Here is a 24,393-nt window from a genome sequence, read left to right as displayed (position 1 = left end):
CGCCTCCTCGTCGGGAGGCGGGCCCGTTCGCGCGTCCGTGATCGCTACCGCTCCACCGCGAGCAGCGAGGTCAGCCGCCCGGCCAGCAGGTCCCAGCGCCAGGAGCGCTCCACCCAGCGCCGTCCGGCCTCGCCCATCCGCCGCCGCAGCTCCTCGTCGTGCAGCAGCCGGACGATCCGCTCGGCCGCCGCCGACGCCGAGCCGCCCGGCACGACGTACCCGGTCTCGCCCTCCAGCACCGCGTCCGGCGCGCCGCCGGAGTCGCCGGCCACGACGGGCAGACCGGTCGCCGAGGCCTCCAGGTACACGATGCCGAGGCCCTCGACGTCGAGCCCGCCGCGCCGCGTCCGGCAGGGCATCGCGAAGACGTCCCCGGCGCCGTAGTGGGCGGGCAGCTCCTCCCACGGCACGGAGCCGGTGAAGCGCACCGAGGCGCGCACGCCCCTGGCGTCGGCCAGCTTCTCCAGGTCCGCCCGGTACGGGCCGCCGCCGACGATCAGCAGCACCGCGTCCGGCACGTCGGCGAGGATCTGCGGCATCGCCTCGATCAGGGTGTCCTGGCCCTTGCGCGGCACCAGGCGCGAGACGCACACCACCACCGGCCGGTCCGCCAGCCCCAGCCGGCGGCGCACCTCGGCGCCCCCGGAGGCCGGGTGGAAGGTCGTCTCGTCCACGCCCGGCGGCAGCTGCACCATCCGGCCGGCGGCCTCCGGTCCCACCGCGCCCGCGATCCGGGAGCGGGTGTACTCACCCAGGTACGTCAGCACGTCGGTGCCCGCGCCGATCCGGCGCAGCAACTGCCGGGCGGCCGGCAGCTGGGCCCAGGCGGCTTCGTGCCCGTGCGTCATGCCCAGCAGCCGCCCGGCCCCGGCCCGGCGCAGCGCGGGCGCCATCAGGCCGAGCGGCGCGGCGGCGCCGAACCAGACCGAGTCGCACTTCTCCGCGCGGAGGATCTCGGCGGCCCGCCGGGTGACCCGCGGTGTGGGAACCATCACCTTCGTCCGGTCCCGGATCACCGGGAACGGCTGCTCGGCGTCGAAGCGCGCGACCTCGGTGCCGTCGCGCCAGGTCGAGGCGTAGACCACGATGCTCCCGGCGGGCTGACGGACGGCCATGTTGTGCACGAAGGCCTGGATGCCGCCGGGTCGCGGCGGGAAGTCGTTGGTGACGATCAAGGTTCTGTGCATCAGGCCACGGCTCGCTCGGTCGGGGGGTGCTCGGTGTACCGCTGGGTGATCCGTACGATAGGTCAACACCATGACCCGCCGGGAACGGAAGCACGCACGGCAACCGTTCCACCCCCGGGTCAGTCCTAGTACCTGAGCCGCTGAGGACGGCGGCCCGGGCGTCCGTCGCGCGACGCCTCCGGTGGGGACGTCCGAGACGAACGAGGGAGCGCTGTGGAGTTGGCCCCGGCCATCGAGACCGGTACTTCCCGTGCCCGCACGGGCCGCCCGCTCGGGGCGCTCGCGGCACTCGTCGCCACCTGGGCGGGCACCCGGACGCTGCTGCTGCTGTTCGTGACCGGCGTGCTGCGCTCGCCGGGCGGCGACGTCACCGCGGACGTCTGGATGATCTACCACGCCTGGTACGGCGTCCTGCAGACCGGCACCTTCCCGTTCGACGACGTCACCTGGCAGTACCCGCCCGGCGCCGCCCTGGTGATCCTGCTGCCCGGCCTGCTGCCGTGGTCGTACGTGGTCTCGTTCTGGGTGATCTGCGGGGTCGCCGACGCCCTCGTGATGGCCCTGCTGGTCCGCACCGGCCTGCGCCGGGGCCGGGCGCTGACCGGCGCCTGGCTGTGGGTGGTGGCCGTGCCGCTGCTCGGCCCGATGATCTACAACCGCTTCGACATCATCGTCACCGCGAGCGCGGTGGCCGGCCTGCTGGCGCTGATCCGCCGCCCGGCCGTCGGCGGGATGCTGCTGGGCCTCGGCGGGATCGTCAAGATCTGGCCGCTGCTCGGCCTGATCGGCACCCCCTCCGGCCGCCGCACCGGCCGTTCCTGGACGCTCGCGGCGGCCACCGCCGTCTCGCTGGGCTTCCTGCTGGCCGCCGGGATGAACGGCGCCTTCGGCTTCCTGGCGTTCCAGAAGGACCGCGGCGTCGAGGTCGAGTCGCTCGGCGCGCTGCCGCTGCACTACGCGCGGATCGCGGGCGGCTGGGACGGCCGGGTGACGATGAACTACGGCTCGGCCGAGATGCTCGGGCCCTGGGTCGGCGTCGTCGGCAAGGTCATGATGGCCGGCACCGTGCTGGGCTTCGCGTGGCTGCTGCTGTGGCGCTACACCGCCAAGCGCCGCAACGCGGCCACGATGTACGACGCGGCGCTGACCGCGCTGCTGATCTTCACCGTCACCAGCCGGGTGATCAGTCCGCAGTACCTGGTCTGGCTGATCGGCGTCGCGGCGGTCTGCCTGACGGTCCGCGGCAGCAGCCAGCGGCCGGTGGCACTGCTGATCCTGCTCGCGGCGCCGCTCACGCTGCTCGAATTCCCGCTGATGTTCACCCAGGTCCTCGCGAGCGACCCGGCGGCCATCGCCGTCCTGTCGGCGCGCAACCTGCTCCTGCTGGCGGCGACGGTCCTGTCCTGCGTCCGCCTCTGGCGCTCCACGCGGGGCACGGACCGGCTGCCGCCGACCGTCGTGCTGACGCAGCCGGAGCCCGTCCCGGCCGGCTCCTACCCGGTCCGCCCGGGCATCGCCTACGAGCAGGACCTGCTCGACGGGATCGACCGGCCCAACACCCCGGCCGGGCGTTAGCCGCCCTAGGCGTTGAGAGCGGCCACCTCGGCCACCCACAGCCGCGTGAACTCGTCCTTCCCGAGGCCCAGTTCGGCCCGGAACAGCCGGTCCATCCGCTGGTCGCGGTCCTCCCCCGCGCCGTCCGCCGCGCCCACCGCGCGGTAGAACGCGACCAGGCGGGCGGTGCCGAAGCGGGCGGCGATCAGCCGACAGGCGAGCCAGGCCTGCTCGTAGGCCTGGGCGATGCCGGTGGTGCCCGCGGCGAAGTCGCGGTCGGCGGGCAGGGCCGTGGGCACCCTTCCGGCGGCCACGTCCCGGGCCAGCTCGGGGGCGATCTGGCGGGGCGTGCGGCCGGAGTCGCGGTAGGCCGTCCAGTCGGCGACGCCCTCGGAGAGCCACAGCGGCGTCCAGGCCCGGGTGTCGGCCCGGGTCGCGACGTGGGTGGTCTCGTGGGTGACGACCACCTGGCGGCCGAAGTCGCTGAGCCGCCCGAACGCCTCGGGGTTGATCAGCACCCGGTCGGCCGGGGTGTGCGAGGGCGCGCCGGGGGCGGCCACGGTGACCGCCGCCATGCCCGTCCAGCCGGCCGGATCGGCCTCCAGCAGGCGGGCGAACTGCGGCTCGGTGGCGGGCAGTTCCAGCAGCAGTCGGCCCGCCCAGCCGGTGCCCCAGACCGCGCTCACCGCGGGGACGGCGCGGTCGCCGATCGCGACCGGCCCGGCCGGGTCCGGTCCGGCGGCGAGGCCGAGCACCAGGCACTGCGCGCCGCGCGCGGACCGTCCCGTCCCGAAGTCCCAGAGCGCCGGCGGCCCGCTCGCGGCGTCCTCGCGCTCGACCCGCCAGCCGTCGGCCCGCGTCAGCGTGAGGCGGCGGGGGTAGACGGCGGGGTACTCGTCGTAGCCGGCGACCCGGACGTCCAGGTCGGCCGTGACGGTCAGCCGGCCGGGGTCCGTGCCCGGGGAGACGACGAGGTTGCGGTAGCCGGCGGTCAGCGGCAGTCCGGTGGTGGCCGACAGCTCGCGCGCGCGTTCGTCCAGCACCGCCGCCACCTCGGTCCGCTCGTCCGCCCCGCCGAGCCCCCGGCCGGCCACCGCGGGGGCGACGGGCGGCAGCGACAGCTGGGTCAGCCCTCCGGCGGCGAGCAGCAGGGCGCCTCGCCGGGACAGCACGCAGGGCCGTATCGCGTCCGGTCCGGACGGGGTCGGGCTCAGAGCCGGACCACCCCCGCGACGGGCATCGCATTGACGCTCTCGTACCGGACCCTGGCCCCCGGGTACGGGGCGTGCACGATCACCCCGCCGCCGGCGTACATGCCGACGTGGTGCATGTCCCGGTAGAAGATCACCAGGTCTCCCGGTCGCGCTTCGGACAGGCTCACCCGCTGGCCGGCGTAGGCCTGGGCCTGCGAGGTGCGCGGCAGGCTCACTCCCGCCTGCCGCCAGCTGTAGTACATCAGACCGGAACAGTCGAACGCGCGGGGGCCGGTGGACCCGTACACGTACGGCGACCCGATCATCCGCACCGCCGCCGCGAGCGCCGCCGCCCCACGCTCGGAGGCGGGCGGGGTGGTGCCGAGGTCCAGCCGGTCGGTGCCGCGGGTGGCGCGCTGCTCGGCCTCCTGGGCGTCCTGCGCGGCCATCCGGGAGCGCTCGGCGGCGCCCAGGCTGTTGAGCAGCCGCTGGGCCTTGGCCAGCCGCTGCTGGATCTCCTGCTTGCTGTCGGCGAGCGTCCGGCGGGCCTGGTCCAGCTCGGCGAGCTTGGCGGCGGTCTCGGTGCGGCGCTGGTCGAGCCCGCGCTGACGGGTCACCAGCTCGTGCAGCGTCTCGTTCTGCCGCTCGGTCGCCTGGTCGAGGGTCCGGGCGCGGGCGAGGTAGCCCTCCGGGTCGGTGGCGAGCATCAGCTGGACGGTCTGCGCCATGCCGCCGGAGCGGTACTCGGCGCCGGCCACGGTGGCGAGGTCGCCGCGCAGCTGGTTCAGCTGGTCCTGGGCGGCGGCGATCTCGCCCTGGAGGACGGTGGTCTCGCCCTGGAGCCGCTGCTGGGCCTCCTGCGCGGCGTTGTACTTCTCCGACGCCTGTTCGGCCTCGTTGTACAGCTGCTCGACCTGCGCCTTGACGTCCTTGCGGCTGGGCGCGTCCGGGGAGCCGGGGGCGGCCTGGGCGCTGCCGCCCGTCGTGACGCCCAGGGCGGTGGTGGCGGCCGCGGTCAGCACCAGCGCACGGGCGAGCAGTTGGGAACGGCGGTGCACGGGCATGGCGGCGGCTGCTCCAATCCTGCGGACCGGTCCCGCCGCCGCACCCAAGCGGGCGGTCCTGGAGCGGGAGTCCGGTGGCAGACGTTAGCGAGTCCGGGCAACCGAGTCCAAACCCCTCCCAACCCGAATATTTGACCCTGAATCGGACATCAGTCCGAGGAAAGGAAACGCCGCAGGCCCGGACCTCCGGGGAGGAGGGCCGGGCCTGCGGGAAGCCGAGCGGGGAATCAGACCCGCACGATGGACGAGAGCGGCATGTTGGTGACCGCCTCGTAGCGGACGCTCGCACCCGGCTTGGGCGCGTGCAGCACCTGGCCGTTGCCGGCGTAGATGCCGACGTGGTGGGCGTCGTTGAAGAAGATCAGCAGGTCGCCGGGCTGGGCCTGGGAGAGGTCCGTGCCGATCCGGGTCCCGGCGCCGGCCTGCTCCTGCGAGGTACGCGGCAGCGAGACGCCGGCCTGGTCGAAGGCCCAGACCATCAGGCCCGAGCAGTCGAAGGAGTTCGGGCCGGTGGCGGCCCAGACGTACGGGCTGCCGATCTTGGTGGCGGCGTAGGACAGCGCGGCGGCACCGCGCGAGCTGCCCGCCGCCGGCGGCTTGGCGACCGGCGAGGACGACGGGGCCGAGCCGAGGTCGGTGCGGCTGCTGTCGCGGGAGGCGCGGTCGGCGGCGGCCTGCTGGGCCTTCGCGGCGTCGGCCTTGGCCTTGGCATCGGCGGCGGCCTTGTCCTCGGCCGCCTTGATGGCCTGGCGCTCCTGCTCGGACAGGGTGTTGAAGAGGTTCTGGGCGGCCGTCAGCTTCCCCTGGATCTGCTCCTTGGACGCCTTCAGCTGCTGGGTGGTCGCGTCCAGCTCGGCGAGCTTGCCCTGGGCCTCGGTGCGGTCCTGGTCCAGCTTGCGCTGCTGGTCCTGGAGCTCCTTCAGCTGACCCTTCTGGGTGCTGCCGGCCTGGTTCAGGGCGTCGGCCTGGCTGAGGAAGTTGTCCGGCTTGGACGAGAACATCAGCTGGACGGTCGGGGATATGCCCCCGTTGCGGTACTGCTCGCCGGCGATCTGGGCGAGGCCGCCCTGGAGGTCGGTCACCTGCTCCTGCTGGCGGGCCACCTGGTCCTGCAGGCCGCTGACCTGCTTCTGCAGCTCCTGCTGCTTGGCCTGGGCGGCGTTGTACTGCTCGGTCGCCACCTCGGCCTGCTCGTTGAGCTGGTCGACCTGCTCCTTGACCTGGTCCTTGGTCGGCGCGGGGTCGGCGTGGGCGCCGGACTGCGCGGAGAGGGCGACGGCTGCCGCGGCAACTCCGGTCAGGAAGGAAACTCGGGCACGGCCGGCGGGCTTGGGACGACGATGGGACGCCACGAAGGCGGACTCCTTCTTCCTACGTCCGCCTACCGGGTGAGCTGACGGGTTCGGGCCGGAAGCATGCCCTACGACGCCTCACGGCCGTTCCACCGGCCGACCTGGCGCCGATTCACCCCGGAGGAACGTGGTTCCCCGGCTCCGCTCCACAGCGCCCCCTGTCACTGGGCTCCCCTGTCGGACGGTCGCTTCGACCCGTCCCGCTGCTTCACGAACTCGGCGGGAACCACCGCCGCCACCCTGGCTGGGCGATCGACAGTGCGGTGGTCCGGGTCACGACCCTAGTAACTGAACCGTGATCGGTTCAAATCCTTGTCAGAAAAAAGGCGGAAGAATAACCAAGTTCTTTTGTGAAGATGACAGAAGGTGATCGCAGCAGCACGCAAGGCTGATCACTTGTCACGCGAACGCGGCGAAACGCAGGGAAACGCGCTCAAGCGAACGCGCCACCCCTGCTCGGGAGGTGGCGCGGATCACAGGGCCGTCGCGCCGGCCCGCGGCGTGTCGGGGGGTCAGACCCGGCGGATGGTGTTGATCGGCATCGCGTCGGCCTTCATCACCTTGACGACGTCGCCGGTGTGCGGCGCGTGCACCACCATGCCGTTGCCGATGTACATCGCGACGTGGTGCATGTCGGGACCGTAGATCACCAGGTCGCCGGGCTGCGCCTGGTCCAGCGAGGGCACCCGGGTGCCGTAGTGGCCCTGCTCCTGCGAGGTGCGCGGCAGCGAGACGCCGGCCTGGCCGTACGACCAGAGCATCAGGCCCGAGCAGTCGAAGGTGCTGGAGCCGACGGCACCCCACACGTACGGCGAGCCCTGCTTGCTCATCGCCTTGGCCACGGCCACGGCCGCGTAGCCGCTGGCCGGCGGCAGGCTGCTCAGGTCGACCCGGTCGGTGCCGCGCGAGGCGCGGTCGTCCTGGGCCTGCTGGGCCTTCAGCGCGGCGCGCTCGGAGGCGCTGAGCGAGTTGAGGAGGTCCTGGGCCTGCTTGAGCTTGGCGTTGACGTCCGCCTTGGACTGGTTCAGGTCCTTGGTGGTGGAGTCCAGGGAGGCCAGCACCGCGGCGGCCTCGGCCTTCTCCTGGTCCAGGCGGCGCTGCTGGTCCAGCAGGCCCTTGAGCGCGTCGGTCTCGGTGGCGGTGGCCTGCTGCACGCTGGAGGCCTTGGCCAGGTAGTTGTTCGGGTCGGAGGAGAGCATCAGCTGGACGGACGGGTCGATGCCGCCGGTGCGGTACTGCTCGCCCGCCACGCCGGCGAGGCCGGTCTGAAGCTGGGTCATCTGCTCCTGGCCGCGGGCCACCTGGTCCTGGAGCTGGTCGGCCTGCTTGCGCAGCTGGTCGGCCCGCTCCTTGGCGCCGTTGTACTTCTCGGCGGCCTGCTCCTGCTCCTGCTGCAGCTCGTCGATCTGCGCCTTGACATCCGTCTTGTTCGGCTGCGGCGCGGCGTGCGCGGCCACCTGGGCGGAGAGCGCGACCGCGGTCGCAGCAGCAGCGGTGAGCACGGAGACCCGCGCGCGGCTCGGCTGCTTGGGACGGCGGTGGGAGGCCAAGGGACCTGCTCCTTCTTCCATGGACTCACCGGTTCGGGTGAGAAATCCGGAAAATAGGTTTGACGCCAGACCCTAGTGAACATCCAGGCATTGCGCCACTCCCCCAAAGGCGTGAACTCCGAGCCCCCACGCCGCTTCACCGAATCCGCACATCACCGCAAACCGGACGCTGAGCGGCCGTCATCCCCATCGGCACGGAATCAGGGCCGCGCCAGCCGGTTCAGCAGCAGAACCGAGGCGACCGGGCGCGCGCCGGCCTTCCGCACGCCCTCCGCGACCTCCCGGTCGGCGGAGACCACCACGACCGGACGGCCCTGCGGCTCGGCCCGCACCAGGCGTCTGATCAGCTCGTCCGCCGTCTCGCCGGTCCGGCTGAAGCGCACCCGGACCCCGCGCGGCGGTGCCATGATCACCGGCACGTCCAGGTCCTGCCCGTCGAACACGCACGTGACCTCCGCCTGCGTGCGCTGGGCCAGCATCGCCAGCCCGCCCAGCAGCCGCAGCCGCTGCTGCTCCAGCGGCAGCGTCGGATAGCCGGTCTTCGTCACGTTGTAGCCGTCCACCACCAGGTGCACCTGCGGGATCGCCAGCAGCTGGTCCAGCAGGGCCGGATCGTCCTCCGCGAGCCCGCGCCGGGCCACGTCGTGCGGCGAGGCCGAACCCGGCACCACCGCCTCCACCAGGTCCGCCGGGCGGATCTGCGACACCGGCAGCGCCAGCTCGCGCTGCAGCCCCTGCGCCGACTGCAGCACGGTGTCAAGCAGCAGCCGCAGCCGCATGTCCTCCACGCTGCGCCCCTCGCGGGCCGAACGGCGGCCCTGCTCGGCGGCGGTCTCCAGCTCGCCGACGCGGTGCCGCAGCCGCCGCGCCTCGCTCTCGGCCGCACTGCGCTCGGTCGCCGCCTGCGCGCGCAGCGCCTCCAGCTCACCGGCCAGCCGACGGGTCTCGGCCTGCGCCCGGCGGGTGTCGCTCTCCAGCGAACGCACCTTCTTGCGCAGCGAGTCGGCCTCCCGCCGGACGTCCTCGGACTCGGCCCGCTGCCGGTCCAGGTCCGCGCGCGCCCCGGCCCGCACCTCGGCCAGCTCGGCCTGCAGCTTCTCCACCAGCCGGGCCGCCTCCGCGGCCGCGCCCTCGGCGCCGGCCCGCTCGGCCTCCTCGCCGGCCTCGGCGACCAGCCGGCTCCAGCCCGCCGACCGCACCAGGTAGGCGGCGGCCGCGACGTCCATCGGATCGGCGGCGCCGGGGACGCTGCCCGACTCCAGCGCCTTCACCAGGTCCGGCTGGCCCAGCCGCAGCCGCTCCGCTATCCGCAGCCGGAAGGCCGGCTCCGACTCCAGCGCCGCCGCGATCGCCGTGGCCGCGTACTTGGCCCGCCGGGCCGGGGTGAACTTGGCGTACTGACGCAGGCTCTGCGGCAGCTCGCCGGGCGGCAGTCCGCCGAGCGCGTCCGCGGCCAGGCCGACCACGCGCCGGCGCACGCCCTCCGGCAGCGGCCGGTCGAGCTTCTCGGCGGGACGGCCTGCTCCCGGGTCCGCGGCGGTTCCGGACGCGGCGGCACCGTCGGCGGCCCCCGCCGCCCCGGCGGCCGGCTCCGCAGCGGGCTGCCCCTGCGGTCCGGCGGGCTCCCTCGCTGCGTCCACCACGTCCTCGGCTCCGATCCTGGTCCAACGGGTGCGGCCCCGCGGCCGCCGTCCCTGTCGTCACGCTCCGTGCGTTCTGTCTGTATTGTCCCGTGCGGCGGACGGCCGTGCCGTGCACCGTCCACCGCACCGGCGGGGCATCAACCCTGCTCGGCCTCGACCGCCGCGTCGTCCGCGCCCGGGCGGGCGACCAGCTCGACCTGGTCCACCGCGTTGCACCAGCGGCAGCGCACCGTCTCGACCGTCTCGCTCAGGACTTCGGTCTCCTCGACCTTGGACTCGCCGGCCAGGTCGAAGTGCAGGAACTCGGTGACCCGCGCGGAGCGGGTCACGTCGAAGCGGGTGAGGTTGCCGCACAGGGTGCAGCGCCAACGCGTCTCGGCGGTCAGAGCGGGGACGGTCATCGGGGGTCCTCTCGGGTGGTCCCTGGGTGGGCTAGGCGCTCCCCCCGGAGCCCCGGCATCGGCGGCGGGAGGCGGGAATGCCCGCCCCAAGCCTATTGCCTGGGGCAACCATCACGGCCACCGGTTCGGGCGATCGGGACGGCTAGTCCACCTGCCGTACAGCGCGGTGTCACGGAGGGCCCGCGGAGGGATGCTTGGCCGCATGGCGCTCGCGGCCCCCGGCCACACCGACGCGCGGGACGGCGGCCCCGCGGTGCCCGCCCCGGCGGTCACCTACGCCCTGATCGCGCTCAACACCCTGGTCTTCCTGTTCGGGCCGGCCGCCGGACTCAACCCCCTCTACGGCACCGGGCAGGCCCGGCTCTGCGCCGAGCAGCGGTACGAGCAGCGCTGGGGCGCCGTCCCCGCCGAACTGCTGGCCGGGCGCCCGCTGACGGCCGAACAGCTCGCCGAGGCCCCGGACCCGGCCCCCGGCTGCCCGGCCGCTCCCACGCCGGGCAAGCGCCCGGCCGTCTCCGTCCTCACCGGCCTCTTCCTGCACGCCGGCTGGCTGCACCTGGCCGGCAACCTGCTCTTCCTCCACGTCTTCGGCCCCACCGTCGAACGGCGGGTCGGCCGGGCCCGCTTCCTCCTCTTCTACCTGGCCGCCGGGAGCCTCGCGACGTACGGCTTCGCCCTCGCCGAGGCGCACTCGGCGGACTCCACCCGCGTCCTGATCGGAGCCTCCGGCGCGATCTCCGCCGTCCTGGGCGCCTACCTGCGCTTCCACCCGCGCTCCCGGGTGACGACGCTCGTCCCGCTGCTGCTCTTCCTGCCGCTGCGGTTCCCGGCCTGGCTGGTGCTGGGCCTCTGGTTCGCCCTGCAGTGGTGGTCGGTGCACTCGGCCGGGCCCGGGGTCGCCTACCTGGTCCACGTGATCGGCTTCTGCGCCGGCTTCCTCTACGCCTGCACCGTCGTCGGTCACCCCCCGAGACGACCCGGCTGAGGCCCGATACGCTGGCGCCACCCCACGAAGGAGCCGGAACAGTGATCACCGCCATCGTCCTGATCAAGACCAGTGTCGACCGCATCCCGGAGATCGCCGAGGCCATCGCCGCCATCGAGGGCGTCAGCGAGGTGTACTCGGTGACCGGCGGCTACGACCTGGTCGCGATGGTGCGGGTGCGCAAGCACGACGACCTGGCCGACGTCATCCCGGGCCGGCTGAACAAGGTCCCGGGCGTCGCCCACACCGAGACCCAGATCGCCTTCCGCACCTACTCCCAGCACGACCTGGAGGCCGCGTTCGCGCTCGGCCTGGACGAGTAGTCCTCAGTCCTCAGTCCTCACGGCGAGTGTCGGCGACGCAACGGCCGCCCTCGTTCCGGTAGTTCCACGCCGCGCCGTCCGTGACCAGCTCGCGGACGGCGGTCAGGAAGCGGTCGACGTGCTCGTCCGGGGTCCCGGCGCCGAAGCTGACCCGGATGGCGTTCAGGCTGCGCTCGCCCGGCAGCGACGGCTCCGGCGCGCCGCACTCGGACGGCGCCACGTCCTCGTCGCCGAGCAGCGTGCGCACCAGCGGGTGCGCGCAGAACAGCCCGTCGCGCACGCCGATGCCGTACTCGGCGGAGAGCGCGGCCGAGAAGTGCGAGCTGTTCCAGCCCCGGACGACGAAAGACAGCACGCCCACCCGCGCCGAGTCGGAGCCGAACAGGCTCAGCACCTTGACCTGCGGGATCTCCGCCAGCCCGGCCGTGAGCCGGGCGATCAGCGCCTGCTCGCGGGCCTCCAGCGCGTCGAAGCCGGCCTCGCTCAGCGCCCGGCAGGCGGACGCGATGGCGTAGGCGCCGATGACGTTCGGCGAGCCGGCCTCGTGCCGGGCCGGGCCGGTGTGCCACTGGACGGCCACCGAGCCGTCGGCCTCCCGGGCCACCGTCCGAGTCGCACCGCCGCCGGCCAGGTACGGCTCGGCCGCGTCCAGCCAGTCCGCCCGGCCGGCCAGCACCCCGGCGCCGAACGGCGCGTAGATCTTGTGGCCGGAGAAGGCGATCCAGTCGACGTCCAGCTCGGCCACCGAGACCCGGTGATGCGGGGCGAGCTGCGCGGCGTCCAGCACCACCCGGGCGCCGTGCCGGTGCGCGGTCGCGGTGAGCTCGGCGACCGGCCACAGCTCGCCGGTGACGTTCGAGGCGCCGGTGACGCACAGCAGCTTCGGGCCCTCGGGCGCCCCGGCGAGCGCGGCGTCCAGCGCGGCGACGGCCTCGGCGTGCGAGCGGGGAGCGCGCAGGTAGGTGACGTCGAGCCCGGCGTGGGCCCAGGGCAGCAGCGAGGCGTGGTGCTCGGTCTCGAACGCGAACACCCGGGTGCCGGCCGGCAGCGCGGCGGCGAGCAGGTTGAGCGAGTCGGTGGTGGCCCGGGTGAAGACCACCTGGTCGCCCTCGCGCAGGCCGAGGAACTCGCCGACGGTCCGGCGGCTCTGCTCGAACAGGTCGGTGGACAGCTGCGAGAGGTACCCGGCGCCGCGGTGCACGCTGCCGTAGTAGGGGGCGTACGCGGCGACGTCGTCCCACACCCGCTGCAGCGCCGGCGAGCTGGCCGCGTAGTCGAGCGGCGCGTAGCCGACCTTCTCGCCGTTGGCGAGCGGCACCTGGACGTCGTGGCCGAGGACGGCGAGGGGGGCGCTCGAAAGGGGGCGAGCGGAGCTCGTCGCAAGAAGGGCGGTGGTGGGCGACGACTGGGCGGCGAGAGACATGAGGATGCACTCCTTCGGAGGTCGAGGGACCCCGGGAGTGCTAGTCGTCGGGCGTCCGCGCTTGCCTCGCGGACGGTTCGCCGCGCGGCCCGGTCCTCACCCAGGGCACCCCGCCACGGACGGAGGGTTGCCGGACAGCAAGCTGGGGCTTGTCGCTGTCACTCATGACCTGGACAGGACTCTAGGTCGCGTCCGCCCGGTGGTCAAACAGGCATCCACCATCCGGACAGCCGAAGGGGCCCGCGGCGACGAACTGCCACGGGCCCCTCAACTCGCTTGTCAGTCCCGGCCGGTGGCCTCCGACCAGCGCCGCAGCAGCTCCTGCGCCGCGCCCGAGTCCACGGCCGCCGCGGCCCGCTCCATGCCGGCCGCCAGCTGCTCGGCGAGCGGCGCGTCCGTCAGGTCCAGCGCCACCAGCGCCGCCGCCGTGTTGAGCAGGACGGCGTCCCGCACCGGCCCGCGCTCCCCGGCCAGCAGCCGGCGCGCGACCTCGGCGTTGTAGGAGGCGTCCGCCCCGCGGAGCGCCTCGATGCCGACGAGCTCGATGCCGACGTCCCGCGGGTCGAAGGCGGTCTCGGTGACGATGCCGTCCCGCACGATCCACACCTGCGACGTCGTGGTGACGGTCAGCTCGTCCAGGCCGTCGTCGCCGCGGAAGACCAGCGCCGTGGAGCCGCGCCGGGCGAGGACGCCCGCGATCAGCCCGGCGAGCCGGGTGTCGAAGCAGCCGACGGCGTGCGCGGTGACCTTCGCCGGGTTGGTCAGCGGGCCGAGGATGTTGAACGCGGTCGGCACCCCGAGGTCGCGCCGGGCGGTGGCGGCGTGCCGCATCGACGGGTGGAACCTCGCCGCGAAGCAGAAGGTGAGCCCGACCTCCTCGGCCACCTCGGCGACCCGCCGGGCCGACAGGTCCAGGGCGATGCCGAGCTTCTCCAGCACGTCCGACGACCCGCTCGCCGAGGAGGACGCCCGGTTGCCGTGCTTGACCACCTTGGCACCGGCGGCCGCGGCGACGATCGCGGACATCGTGGAGATGTTGACGGTCTTGGCGCGGTCGCCGCCGGTACCGACGATGTCCACCGCCGGGCCCGGGATGTCCAGCGGCTCGGCGTGCGCGTACATCGCGTCCACCAGGCCGCTGATCTCGTCGACCGTCTCGCCCTTGGCCCGCAGCGCCACCATGAACCCGGCGACCTGGACGGGGGACGCCTCGCCGCTCATGATCCGGTCCATCGCCCACGCGGTGGCCGAGCGGTCGAGGTCCTCCCCCTTCAACAGCGCCGCCAGGAGGTCCGGCCAGGTGCGGACCACCTGCGCGGGGTCGGTACCACCGTTCGCAGGGTTCACGTTCACCATGGCTGACTCCAGCTGTTGTCGGTTCCCCCAGGGGGGACGTCCGTACGGATGGAGTCAGCCTATCGAGCGGCGGGGTACCTCCGGCCCTGTCTTCTCTAGTACTGAGACGGCGCCGCTCAGCGCGTCGCGGGGGCCCGCTTGGCCAGGCGCGCCCGCAGCAGCGTGGCCACCGCCCCGGCCAGCGCGACCGGGTCGACCGGGCGCGAGATCGCCGCGTCGGCCCGGCTCCAGGCGGCCAGCCAGGAGTCCTGCGGCCGGCCGATCAGCACCAGCACCGGCGGGCAGCCGTAGATCTCGTCCTTGAGCTGGCGCCCGAGTCCGAGCCCGCCGGCCGGCACCGCCTCGCCGTCCAGGATGCAGAGGTCGACGCCGCCCTTCTCCAGCGCCCGCAGCACCGCGGGGGTGGTCGCGCACTCCAGGTAGGACAGCTCCGGCAGATCCTCGGCGGGCCGGCGGCCGAGCGCCGTCAGCACCTGCTCGCGGGTGTTGCGGTCGTCGCTGTAGACGAGGACGGTGAGCGTCTCATCGGTCGTGTACGCCATTGACCCTGCTCCCTCAAGTGTGATCCGGACCACGTTCGCCTGACCCGGATGCTACTCCGGATCACCCCCGGCCGAGCCCTCCCCCGCGCGCGTTCCTCCTCAAGGCGCCGCGCCCGGGGCTCACCCGCCCGGAGGACGCCCCGTCACCCGGCCACGCGCAGTCCACCCGGACGGCCGACAGCCGGGCCCGCTCCCCTACCTCCGGGCACTGCGCCGACCGTGCATCGACACGCTGGGCAACGGGGTCCAAGGGCCCTCCGAGGAACCGTCAGAAAAGGGACACGCCGCTGCTCAGGTGCCGTCCGGGCACCTGGGTGCCCCCCAAGCGGGCATACCGCACGCACCGGACACTCCGAGGGAGACCCCCCGGCGTGAAGACGGAATAAGGGACCGACATAATGTCCGTCGTGGCGACAGCAACAGCAGTAGAAACCGGGCACGCGCACGGATCGGTCAACCGGCCGAACATGGTCAGCGTCGGAACGATCGTCTGGCTCAGTTCCGAGTTGATGTTCTTCGCGGCCCTCTTCGCGATGTACTTCACGCTCCGCTCCGTCAAGGGGCCGGAGTTCTGGACCGAGAAGGCGCACGCCCTCAACGTGCCCTTCTCCTCGGTCAACACCACGATCCTGGTGCTCTCCTCGCTGACCTGCCAGCTCGGCGTGTTCGCCGCCGAGCGCGGGGACGTGAAGAAGCTCCGCTCGTGGTTCGTCATCACCTTCGTGATGGGCGCGATCTTCATCGGCGGTCAGATCTTCGAGTACACCGAGCTGGTCAAGAAGGACGGCCTCTCGCTGTCCTCCGACCCGTACGGCACGGTGTTCTACCTGACCACCGGCTTCCACGGTCTGCACGTGACGGGTGGTCTGATCGCCTTCCTGCTGGTCCTGGGACGGACGTACGCAGCCAAGCGCTTCACGCACGAGCAGGCCACCGCCGCCATCGTGGTGTCGTACTACTGGCACTTCGTCGACGTCGTGTGGATCGGCCTGTTCGCGACCATCTACCTGATCAAGTAACCAGCTGATCAGGTCGCTGGCCACCGGCTGCGGCCCCCGCCCTCACCGGCGCAGGGCCGCTTCTGCCGGTGCCGACGCTCCCACCGACCGACCGCGCGCGCAGCCCTAGCCGGGCCGCCTCGTGCCGGCCAGACCGGCAGCCGGGTGCACCCACCAGTCGACCAGATCCTGACACCGGGGTTATTCCGTGAAAAAGCTCTCCGCACGACGGCGCCACCCATTGGCGGCGCTGGTCGTCCTACTTCTCGCCCTGGCGGCAACCGGGGGGCTGTACGCCGTGTTCGCGCCCGCCGGCAAGGCGCAGGCCGACGTCGCCGCGCAGTCGCTCGCGATCGACGAGGGTAAGAAGCTCTTCGCCGTCGGCTGCTCGTCCTGCCACGGCCTGAACGGCGAGGGCAGCAGCGACGGCCCGAGCCTGGTCGGCGTCGGTTCCGCCGCCGTCGACTTCCAGGTCGCCACCGGCCGCATGCCGGCCCAGCAGCCCGGCTCGCAGGTCCCGCGCAAGAAGAACATCTACTCGCAGGCCGAGATCGACCAGCTCGCCGCCTTCGTGGCCTCGCTCGGCCCCGGCCCGGTGACGCCGACCCAGGAGCAGTACACCTCGACCAACCCCGAGGACATCTCCAAGGGTGGCGAGCTGTTCCGCACCAACTGCGCCCAGTGCCACAACTTCGCCGGCCAGGGTGGTGCCCTGACCAAGGGCAAGTACGCGCCGTCGCTGGAGGGCGTGGACGCCAAGCACATCTACGAGGCCATGCAGACCGGCCCGCAGAACATGCCGTCGTTCCCGGACACCACCATGCCCGAGGAGCAGAAGAAGCAGATCGTGGCCTTCGTCCGCCACACCACCAACGATGAGCCCAACCCCGGCGGTCTCACGCTCGGCAGCCTCGGTCCGGTGACCGAGGGCCTGTTCGGCTGGATCTTCGGTCTCGGCGTGCTCATCGCGGTCGCGATCTGGGTCGCCGCCCACACCCCCAAGGCCAAGAAGTCATGAGCCACGACATGTCAGAAGAGAAGCTTCCGGAGCACCACGGCTCCGCCGGCGAGGTCGCCGAGCACGGCGACCCGTTCGCCGACCCGGGCCTGCCGGCCCACGAGCCCCGTCGCACCGACATCGACGAGCGGGCCGCCAAGCGCGCCGAGCGCCAGGTGTCGCTGATGTTCGTGATCTCGATGATCGCCACCATCGGCTTCATCGCGTCGTACGTGGGCATCGACCCCGACAAGATCGTCTACATCTTCCCGCTCGGTCACGTCAGCGCGCTGAACTTCGCGCTCGGCCTGACCCTGGGCGTCGCGCTGTTCCTGATCGGCGCGGGCGCGGTCCACTGGGCCCGCACCCTGATGTCGGACGTCGAGCTGCCGGCCGAGCGTCACCCGATCGAGGCCGACGACGAGGTCCGCGCGGACGTCATCGACCAGTTCAAGACCGGTGCCGCCGAGTCCGGCTTCGGTCGTCGGAAGATGATCCGCAACACCCTCATCGGCTCGATGGCGCTGGTCCCGCTCTCCGGCGTGGTCCTGCTCCGCGACCTCGGGCCGCTGCCCGAGAAGAAGCTGAAGGAGACGGGCTGGAAGGAGGCGACTCCGGCCAAGCCGCTGCAGCTCATCAACATGAGCACCAACCTGCCGATGAAGGCCGAAGACATCGTCATCGGCTCGCTGACCTTCGCCATGCCCGAGGGGCTGCACGTCCACGACGAGGACTTCCAGCAGGCCATCGCCAAGGACGCCCTGATGCTGGTGCGCATCGCGCCGGACGACATCAAGGACGACAAGTCCCGGGAGAAGGGCTTCGAGGGCATCCTCGCCTACTCGAAGATCTGCACCCACGTCGGCTGCCCGATCAGCCTCTACGAGCAGCAGACCCACCACGCGCTCTGCCCGTGCCACCAGTCGACCTTCGACCTGTCGGACGGCGCGCGCGTCATCTTCGGCCCGGCCGGCCACCCCCTGCCGCAGCTGAAGATCACCACTGACGAACAGGGTCACCTGGTCGCCACCGGCGACTTCGAAGAGCCTGTCGGCCCGAGCTACTGGGAGCGTGCTCGATGAGTAGCGCGAGCAGCACCACCTCCGGTGCCGCCAAGCCCACCAGCACGCGCGCCAACCCCGCCAACAAGTGGGAGGCCGCGGCTGACTGGACGGACGGCCGGCTGGGGATCTACTCCCTCGCCAAGGCCAACCTGCGCAAGATCTTCCCGGACCACTGGTCCTTCATGCTGGGCGAGATCTGCCTCTACTCGTTCGTCATCATCATCCTGACGGGCGTGTACCTGACGCTGTTCTTCAAGCCGTCGATGGCCGAGGTCGTCTACAACGGCTCGTACGTGCCCCTCAAGGGCATCGGCATGTCCGAGGCGTACGCGTCGACCGTGAACATCAGCTTCGAGGTCCGCGGCGGTCTGCTGATCCGCCAGATCCACCACTGGGCCGCCCTGGTCTTCGTGGCGGCGATGCTCGTGCACATGATGCGCGTGTTCTTCACCGGCGCGTTCCGCAAGCCGCGTGAGATCAACTGGGTCTTCGGCTTCCTGCTGCTGGTCCTGGGCATGTTCGACGGCTTCTTCGGCTACTCGCTGCCGGACGACCTGCTGTCGGGCACCGGTATCCGCTTCATGGAAGGCGCGATCCTCGCCGTCCCGCTGGTGGGCACCTACATCCAGATGTTCCTGTACGGGGGCGAGTTCCCCGGCACCGACATCATCCCGCGGTTCTTCACGATCCACGTGCTGCTGATCCCGGGCATCATGCTCGGCCTGCTGGTGGCTCACCTGATCCTGGTCTTCTACCACAAGCACACCCAGTGGGCGGGCCCGGGCAAGACCGAGAAGAACGTCGTCGGCATGCCGCTGATGCCGGTCTACATGGCCAAGGCCGGTGGCTTCTTCTTCCTGGTGTTCGGCATCATCGCCGCCATCTCGGCGATCGCGTCGATCAACCCGATCTGGGCGTACGGCCCGTACCGCCCCGACCAGGTGTCGACCGACGCCCAGCCGGACTGGTACATGGGCTTCTCCGAGGGCCTGATCCGCGTCATGCCGGGCTGGGAGATCAGCCTGTGGGGCCACACCCTGAACCTGGGCGTGTTCGTCCCGCTGATGATCTTCCCGCTGGTCCTGGTCGCGATCGCGGTCTACCCGTTCATCGAGGGCTGGATCACCGGCGACAAGCGCGAGCACCACATCCTGGACCGCCCGCGCAACGCCCCGGTCCGCACCGCCCTGGGCGCCGCGTGGATCAGCCTCTACCTGGTCCTGCTGATCGGTGGTGGCAACGACCTGTTCGCCACGCACTTCCACCTGTCGCTGAACTCGATCACCTACTTCGTGCGCGCCGGCTTCTTCGTGGTGCCGGTCATCACCTTCATCGTCACCAAGCGCTGGTGCCTCGGCCTCCAGCGCCGTGACAAGGAGAAGGTGCTGCACGGCCGCGAGACCGGCGTCATCAAGCGCCTGCCGCACGGCGAGTTCGTCGAGGTGCACGCCCAGCTGCCGCAGAAGGAGCTGTTCAAGCTCACCGCGCACGAGCAGAACCAGCCGGTCCAGCTGCCGGCCCAGACGGACGAGAACGGCGTGGCCGCCAAGGCCGGCGTCTTCACCCGCACCCGGGCCAAGCTGTCCCGCGGCTTCTACGGCGAGGGCAGCCAGATCCCCAAGCCCACCGCCGAGGAGCACCACGAGATCACCAGCGGCCACGGCCACCACTGATCCCGTCCGCACCGCAGCGCCACACCCGAGGGCCGCTGACCAGAGTTCTTCTGGTCGGCGGCCCTCGGGCTTTGCCGTCTCCCCAGCCCCCAGGCACCCTCAGGAGCCCATCGTGCAGCTGTCCGTCGACCCCGCCTCCGCCACTCCCCCGTACGAGCAGATCCGCGCCCGGATCGCCGAGCTGGCCCGCTCGGGCGAACTGCCCACCGGGCTGCGGCTGCCCACCGTCCGGGCGCTGGCCGAGGAGCTGGAACTGTCCGCCGGGACGGTCGCCCGCGCCTACCGGGAGCTGGAGGCCGACGGCGTCGTGGAGACGCACGGCCGGCGCGGCACGCTGATCGCGTCCACCGGCGACACCGCGCACCGGCTGGCCGCCGAGGCGGCCACCGAGTACGCCGAACGGGTGCGCCGGCTCGGGCTGTCGCGCGGGGACGCCCTGGCGGCGGTGGACACCGCGCTGCGGGTCGCGTTCCCGGAGGACTAGGGAGGACCAGGAGGACCGGGAGACCTGCGGAGGGCCTGCGGAGGGCCGCTCAGACCTCCGGGCGGATCATCCCCGTGGCGGGGGCCTGAGAGGCCGCGACGGTGGTGCTGAAGGGCTTCCCGAGGGAGCTGTGCTTGACCCAGTCCGCCCAGGACACGTTCCAGTCCCCGAAGCCGTTGCCGAACGGCTCCATCGTGGCGCCGTGGCTGTTGACCACCGTCACCAGGTCCCCCACCCGGGTGTTGTCGTAGAACCACTTCGCGTTGTCGGTGCTCATCCCGGTGCAGCCGTGGCTGACGTTCTCGTAGCCCTGCGAGCCGACCGACCACGGCGCCGCGTGGACGTACTCGCCGCTCCACGTCACCCGGGTGGCCCACTCGACGTTGAGGTCGTAGGCCTCCGAGCTGCCCGCGGATATGCCGATCGTCTCGCCGTTCATCCGCACCGAGCGCTCCTGGCCGAGCACCACCTTGACGCCGTTGCGGGTGTCGAAGCCGGGCTTGCCGGTGGTCACCGGGATGGTCCGGATCACCTCGCCGTCGCGCTTCAGGGTGAGCTCGTGGGCGGCGGCGTCGATCACCGACTCGACCCGGGCCCCGATCCGCAGCTTCAGGCTGCTGCGGTCGCCGCCGTACAGGCCGTCGGCGATCCGGGTGCCGGTGCCGTCGAAGGCCAGGCCGACGGTGGTGCCGACGGGCCAGTACTCCTCCGGGCGGAAGTGCAGGTTCTTGTCGTCCACCCAGTACCACGCGCCGGTGACGGCGGGCTGGGAGCTGACCGTCAGGGCCTGCTCGACCTCCTGCCGGGCCTGCGGGTCCTTGACGGCCTCGGAGAGCTGCACGGTCAGCGGCTGGCCGACCCCGTACACGCCGCTGCCGGAGGAGTCCGGGCCGAGCTTCGCGGTCAGCAGGCGCTGGGCGGCGAGGGTGCTGAAGTCCTGGGTGGTCTCGCCGCGCCCGCCCCTGCCGTCGTCCGCCGCGATCCGGACGCTGTACGACGCCGAGGCCTTCAGCCGGCCGGTCGTCTGCCAGCTGCGCTGGTCGTCCGCGAGCCTGCCGGCCACCACCCGGCCGTCCGGGCCGACCACGGTAACGTCGGTCAGCCTGCTGCCCGCGACGGCGGTCACGGTGACCGACTGGGCCGGATCGACCTTGCCCTCGGCCGAGAGGTGGACCAGCCGCGCCGCGTCGACCTTGTGCGGGCCGGTGCGATCGTCGTCACCACCGGCCGAGCAGGCGGCGAGCGGGGTCAGTACTGCGAGGGCCAGCGAGATGCCGCCGAGACCCGCTATTCCGCGCCTGTCGGCCATGACCGCCTCCGGGGGTTCGCACGATTGATCAGATCGTAGGAACGCCTTGCCGTGGAGCGACATCCGAGCGACCCCGCGTTCACCCGGGTGAGTGAGGGGCTCACCCCGGGGACGCAACAGGGGCCGGACCTCCCGTGTGGGAGGTCCGGCCCCTGCCGGTGCGGCGGGAACCTACTGGTTCTGGTTCTCGCCCCGGTAGAACTCGAAGACCCAGCCGAACAGACCGATCAGGATGATCGGGATCGACCAGAACAGCAGCCACCAGCCGAAGATCACGCCCATGAAGGCCAGCGAGCCGCCGATGGCCAGCGAGAGCGGCTGCCAGCTGTGCGGGGCGAAGAAGCCCAGCTCACCGGCGTCGTCCGCGACCTCGGCCTCGGGGTTGTCACCCGCGCCGCTGTCCACCCGGCGGGCGGTGAAGGCGAGGTAGTACCCGATGAAGGCGCACAGCGCGAAGGCCAGGAACAGCGCCGTCGTGCCGGCGGCCTCGACGCCGTGGTCCGAGTGGGTCGTCCACAGGCCGTAGGTGATCGCCATCGCCAGGACGAAGACCGCCAGGCCGAGGAAGATCTTTCCCTGTTCCTTCATCAGGCGTCGCCGTCCTTCTTGCCCTTGCCCAGCTGCGGGGCGTCGTACTTCGCCGGGGTCACGCCGGCGAGGTGCTTGGCCTCCTCACCGTGGTTCTCCAGGTAGTCCAGCGCGGCGATCTCCGGGTGGTGGAGGTCGAAGGCCGGGGATTCGGAGCGGATCCGCGGGAGGGTGAGGAAGTTGTGCCGCGGCGGCGGGCAGGAGGTCGCCCACTCCAGCGAACGGCCGTAGCCCCACGGGTCGTCGACCTCGACCTTCTCGCCGTACTTGGCCGTCTTCCAGACGTTGTACAGGAACGGCAGGATCGACATGCCGAGCACGAACGAGCCGATGGTCGAGACGGTGTTCAGCGTGGTGAAGCCGTCCGAGGCCAGGTAGTCGGCGTAGCGGCGGGGCATGCCCTCCGCGCCGAGCCAGTGCTGCACCAGGAAGGTGGTGTGGAAGCCGAAGAACAGCGTCCAGAAGGTGATCTTGCCGAGGCGCTCGTCCAGCATCTTGCCGGTCATCTTCGGCCACCAGAAGTGGAAGCCGGCGAACATCGCGAAGACGACGGTGCCGAAGACCACGTAGTGGAAGTGGGCGACGACGAAGTACGAGTCCGAGACGTGGAAGTCGATCGGCGGGGAGGCCAGCAGGACACCGGTCAGACCGCCGAAGAGGAAGGTGACCAGGAAGCCGACCGTCCAGAGCATCGGGGTCTCGAAGCTCAGCGAGCCCTTCCACATGGTGCCGACCCAGTTGAAGAACTTCACACCGGTCGGGACCGCGATCAGGAAGGTCATGAAGGAGAAGAACGGCAGCAGCACCTGTCCGGTGACGTACATGTGGTGCGCCCACACCGTCACGGACAGACCGGCGATCGCGATGGTGGCCGCGATCAGGCCGGAGTAGCCGAACATCGGCTTGCGGCTGAAGACCGGGATGATCTCCGACACGATGCCGAAGAACGGCAGCGCGATGATGTACACCTCGGGGTGACCGAAGAACCAGAACAGGTGCTGCCAGAGCAGCGCACCGCCGTTGGTCGGGTCGAAGACGTGCGCACCGAACTTGCGGTCCGCCTCCAGGGCGAACAGCGCGGCGGCCAGCACCGGGAAGGCCAGCAGGACCAGCACCGCGGTCAGCAGGACGTTCCACACGAAGATCGACATGCGGAACATCGTCATGCCCGGAGCGCGCATGCAGATGATCGTGGTGATGAAGTTGACCGCACCGAGGATCGTGCCGAAGCCGGAGAAGGCCAGACCCATGATCCACATGTCGCCGCCGACACCCGGCGAGTGCACGGCGTCCGACAGCGGCGAGTAGGCGAACCAGCCGAAGCTCGCGGCGCCGTTCGGGGTGAGGAAGCCGGCGACCGCGATGGTCGAGCCGAACAGGTACAGCCAGTACGCGAACATGTTCAGACGCGGGAAGGCCACGTCCGGTGCGCCGATCTGGAGCGGCATGATCCAGTTCGCGAAGCCCGCGAACAGCGGGGTCGCGAACATCAGCAGCATGATCGTGCCGTGCATCGTGAACGCCTGGTTGAACTGCTCGTTCGACAGGATCTGGGTCCCGGGACGAGCCAGCTCGGCACGCATGACCAGGGCGAGGATGCCACCGATCAGGAAGAAGGCGAACGACGTGCCCAGGTACAGGGTGCCGATCGTCTTGTGGTCAGTGGTCGTGAGCCACTTGATGATGGTCGCACCCGGCTTGCGGGTCCGCTGCGCCCCGACCGTGACGGCCTCGGCGCCCCCGCCGGCCGCGGCGGGCTCGTTGAGGATGGTCACTTCTCTTCACTTCCCATGGAGATGACGCCCGAGGGCACCGCGCCGGCCTGGCCCTTGGCCCGGAGGTCAGCCAGGTGCTTGTCGTAGTCGGCTCGGTCGACGACCTTGACGTTGAACAGCATGCGCGAGTGGTCGGTGCCGCAGAGCTCGGCACACTTGCCCCTGTACTCGCCCTTGACGGTCGGCGTGACCTCGAACTTGTTCACCACGCCCGGCACGACGTCCATCTTCATCATGAAGTTGACGGGCCAGAAGTCGTGGATGACGTCACGCGAGGTGAGACGGAACTGGACCGTCTCGTTGACCGGCAGCCACAGCGTGGGCGCGTCCTTGGGGGTGCCCACCTCGTACGCGGCGTCCTTGTTGGCCGGGTCGGGGTTCTCGGTGTTCTCGTAGTTGAACGCCCAGCTCCACTGGAAACCGACCACGTTGACGTAGTGCTGCGGCTTCGCGGAGACGGCGGTCAGCTTGTTCTCGTCGCGGGCGACGAAGTAGAAGAGCACCGAGACGATGATGATGGGGACCGCGGTGTAGAGCGCCTCGATGGGCACGTTGTACCGGGTCTGCGGGGGGATCTCCACGCCGGTGCGGCTGCGCCGGTGGAAGATCACGCTCCAGATGATCAGACCCCACATCAGTACGCCGACCACCAGCGCCGCGATCCAGGAGCCCTGCCACATCTGAAGGACCATGGGTCCTTCCTTGGTGACGGGGCTCGGGAGGCCAAGCCTGGGGAGGTCGTTGGCCGAGCAGCCGGTGGCGGTCGCGATGACGAGGCCCAGTGCCAGCGCCTGAGGCAGCTTCCGCCGCATCGTGCGCCGCGGCGAGCGGTCGGAGCCGTTGGGACTCACGTAGCGCCTTCCCGAAGTCTCGCCCGCCTTCGCGTCGCCCCGAGGAGGACTGCCCTCCCCGGCGACCCGTCCACGGGCACG

General features: G+C 71.6%; 22 protein-coding genes and 2 riboswitches. Of the genes, 8 read left to right on the top strand and 14 right to left on the bottom strand.

Going from position 1 to position 24,393, the window contains the following annotated elements; genetic code table 11:
* Window positions 1-44: 44 nt before the first annotated feature.
* Complete coding sequence (locus ACFVU9_RS18955) at window positions 45-1,187, bottom strand: glycosyltransferase family 4 protein (RefSeq protein WP_380447456.1); 1,143 nt, start codon at window positions 1,185-1,187, stop codon at window positions 45-47.
* A 213-nt stretch (window positions 1,188-1,400) separates the two neighbouring features.
* Here ACFVU9_RS18955 and ACFVU9_RS18950 point away from each other — a divergent pair, with 213 nt between their 5' ends.
* Window positions 1,401-2,762 carry a glycosyltransferase 87 family protein gene (locus ACFVU9_RS18950; RefSeq protein ID WP_387594514.1) on the top strand — a complete coding sequence of 454 codons (1,362 nt, stop codon included), beginning with the start codon at window positions 1,401-1,403 and terminating at the stop codon, window positions 2,760-2,762.
* Window positions 2,763-2,767: 5 nt separating this feature from the next.
* Here the strand turns inward: ACFVU9_RS18950 and ACFVU9_RS18945 are convergent, their stop codons facing one another.
* From ACFVU9_RS18945 to ACFVU9_RS18920, 6 genes are all read right to left on the bottom strand, one after another.
* Window positions 2,768-3,913 (bottom strand): hypothetical protein, encoded by a 1,146-nt coding sequence (locus ACFVU9_RS18945; RefSeq protein ID WP_387594512.1) that lies wholly within the window; start codon window positions 3,911-3,913, stop codon window positions 2,768-2,770.
* A 38-nt stretch (window positions 3,914-3,951) separates the two neighbouring features.
* Window positions 3,952-4,998 carry an NlpC/P60 family protein gene (locus ACFVU9_RS18940; RefSeq protein WP_380502902.1) on the bottom strand — a complete coding sequence of 349 codons (1,047 nt, stop codon included), beginning with the start codon at window positions 4,996-4,998 and terminating at the stop codon, window positions 3,952-3,954.
* A 227-nt stretch (window positions 4,999-5,225) separates the two neighbouring features.
* Entirely contained in the window at window positions 5,226-6,350 is a 1,125-nt protein-coding gene (locus ACFVU9_RS18935; RefSeq protein WP_380447448.1) for an NlpC/P60 family protein, read from the bottom strand.
* A gap of 10 nt (window positions 6,351-6,360) precedes the next feature.
* Window positions 6,361-6,514, bottom strand: a riboswitch (cyclic di-AMP (ydaO/yuaA leader).
* A gap of 348 nt (window positions 6,515-6,862) precedes the next feature.
* Window positions 6,863-7,900, bottom strand: a complete 1,038-nt coding sequence (locus ACFVU9_RS18930) for an NlpC/P60 family protein (RefSeq protein ID WP_380447446.1) — start codon at window positions 7,898-7,900, stop codon at window positions 6,863-6,865.
* A 200-nt stretch (window positions 7,901-8,100) separates the two neighbouring features.
* Entirely contained in the window at window positions 8,101-9,540 is a 1,440-nt protein-coding gene (locus ACFVU9_RS18925; protein WP_380502908.1) for an NYN domain-containing protein, read from the bottom strand.
* Window positions 9,541-9,680: 140 nt separating this feature from the next.
* Window positions 9,681-9,944 (bottom strand): hypothetical protein, encoded by a 264-nt coding sequence (locus tag ACFVU9_RS18920; RefSeq protein ID WP_380447442.1) that lies wholly within the window; start codon window positions 9,942-9,944, stop codon window positions 9,681-9,683.
* A 202-nt stretch (window positions 9,945-10,146) separates the two neighbouring features.
* On the opposite strand from ACFVU9_RS18920, the gene ACFVU9_RS18915 reads away from it, so the two are divergent.
* Both ACFVU9_RS18915 and ACFVU9_RS18910 read left to right on the top strand, forming a co-directional pair.
* Entirely contained in the window at window positions 10,147-10,929 is a 783-nt protein-coding gene (locus ACFVU9_RS18915) for a rhomboid family intramembrane serine protease (RefSeq protein ID WP_380447440.1), read from the top strand.
* Between the two features lie 41 nt (window positions 10,930-10,970).
* Window positions 10,971-11,252, top strand: a complete 282-nt coding sequence (locus ACFVU9_RS18910; RefSeq protein WP_380447438.1) for an Lrp/AsnC ligand binding domain-containing protein — start codon at window positions 10,971-10,973, stop codon at window positions 11,250-11,252.
* A 10-nt stretch (window positions 11,253-11,262) separates the two neighbouring features.
* Here ACFVU9_RS18910 and ACFVU9_RS18905 read toward each other — a convergent pair whose 3' ends face one another.
* The 3 genes from ACFVU9_RS18905 to ACFVU9_RS18895 form a co-directional block, all read right to left on the bottom strand.
* A complete protein-coding gene (locus ACFVU9_RS18905; protein WP_387594508.1) occupies window positions 11,263-12,675 on the bottom strand; it encodes an aminotransferase class V-fold PLP-dependent enzyme in 1,413 nt (470 codons plus the stop codon).
* Between the two features lie 52 nt (window positions 12,676-12,727).
* Window positions 12,728-12,845, bottom strand: a riboswitch (SAM riboswitch).
* 109 nt (window positions 12,846-12,954) lie between these two features.
* Window positions 12,955-14,031: an anthranilate phosphoribosyltransferase gene (gene trpD / locus ACFVU9_RS18900; RefSeq protein WP_380447434.1), complete on the bottom strand. Its 1,077-nt coding sequence runs from the start codon at window positions 14,029-14,031 to the stop codon at window positions 12,955-12,957.
* A 116-nt stretch (window positions 14,032-14,147) separates the two neighbouring features.
* Window positions 14,148-14,573: a hypothetical protein gene (locus ACFVU9_RS18895; protein ID WP_359967869.1), complete on the bottom strand. Its 426-nt coding sequence runs from the start codon at window positions 14,571-14,573 to the stop codon at window positions 14,148-14,150.
* A gap of 398 nt (window positions 14,574-14,971) precedes the next feature.
* Here ACFVU9_RS18895 and ACFVU9_RS18890 point away from each other — a divergent pair, with 398 nt between their 5' ends.
* The 5 genes from ACFVU9_RS18890 (at window position 14,972) to ACFVU9_RS18870 (ending at window position 19,789) form a co-directional block, all read left to right on the top strand.
* Entirely contained in the window at window positions 14,972-15,592 is a 621-nt protein-coding gene (locus ACFVU9_RS18890) for a heme-copper oxidase subunit III (protein WP_030301107.1), read from the top strand.
* Window positions 15,593-15,779: 187 nt separating this feature from the next.
* Window positions 15,780-16,589, top strand: coding sequence for a c-type cytochrome (locus ACFVU9_RS18885; RefSeq protein ID WP_380447432.1), 810 nt, complete (start codon window positions 15,780-15,782; stop codon window positions 16,587-16,589).
* A gap of 8 nt (window positions 16,590-16,597) precedes the next feature.
* Window positions 16,598-17,650, top strand: a complete 1,053-nt coding sequence (locus tag ACFVU9_RS18880) for a Rieske 2Fe-2S domain-containing protein (protein WP_380447430.1) — start codon at window positions 16,598-16,600, stop codon at window positions 17,648-17,650.
* On the top strand, window positions 17,647-19,305 hold the full coding sequence (locus ACFVU9_RS18875; RefSeq protein WP_380496984.1) for a cytochrome bc complex cytochrome b subunit: 1,659 nt from the start codon (window positions 17,647-17,649) through the stop codon (window positions 19,303-19,305). Before ACFVU9_RS18880 ends, ACFVU9_RS18875 begins: the two co-directional genes overlap by 4 nt.
* 112 nt (window positions 19,306-19,417) lie before the next feature.
* Window positions 19,418-19,789: a GntR family transcriptional regulator gene (locus tag ACFVU9_RS18870; protein ID WP_380437681.1), complete on the top strand. Its 372-nt coding sequence runs from the start codon at window positions 19,418-19,420 to the stop codon at window positions 19,787-19,789.
* Window positions 19,790-19,838: 49 nt separating this feature from the next.
* Here ACFVU9_RS18870 and ACFVU9_RS18865 read toward each other — a convergent pair whose 3' ends face one another.
* The 4 genes from ACFVU9_RS18865 to coxB all read right to left on the bottom strand — a co-directional run bounded on the left by ACFVU9_RS18865 (window position 19,839) and on the right by coxB (window position 24,312).
* A complete protein-coding gene (locus ACFVU9_RS18865; RefSeq protein ID WP_380496982.1) occupies window positions 19,839-21,098 on the bottom strand; it encodes an Ig-like domain-containing protein in 1,260 nt (419 codons plus the stop codon).
* Between the two features lie 171 nt (window positions 21,099-21,269).
* Window positions 21,270-21,686: a cytochrome c oxidase subunit 4 gene (locus tag ACFVU9_RS18860; RefSeq protein ID WP_380437677.1), complete on the bottom strand. Its 417-nt coding sequence runs from the start codon at window positions 21,684-21,686 to the stop codon at window positions 21,270-21,272.
* Window positions 21,686-23,461, bottom strand: coding sequence for a cytochrome c oxidase subunit I (gene ctaD / locus ACFVU9_RS18855; RefSeq protein WP_380437675.1), 1,776 nt, complete (start codon window positions 23,459-23,461; stop codon window positions 21,686-21,688). The genes ACFVU9_RS18860 and ctaD overlap by 1 nt, the downstream gene beginning before the upstream one ends.
* On the bottom strand, window positions 23,458-24,312 hold the full coding sequence (gene coxB, locus ACFVU9_RS18850) for a cytochrome c oxidase subunit II (RefSeq protein ID WP_380437673.1): 855 nt from the start codon (window positions 24,310-24,312) through the stop codon (window positions 23,458-23,460). Before coxB ends, ctaD begins: the two co-directional genes overlap by 4 nt.
* Between the last annotated feature and the right edge of the window lie 81 nt (window positions 24,313-24,393).

This window comes from Kitasatospora sp. NPDC057936, assembly GCF_042887525.1.
GTDB lineage: Bacteria > Actinomycetota > Actinomycetes > Streptomycetales > Streptomycetaceae > Kitasatospora.
The sequence above is the reverse complement of the archived record's forward strand: the minus strand, read 5'-3'. Positions and strand labels throughout refer to the sequence as shown.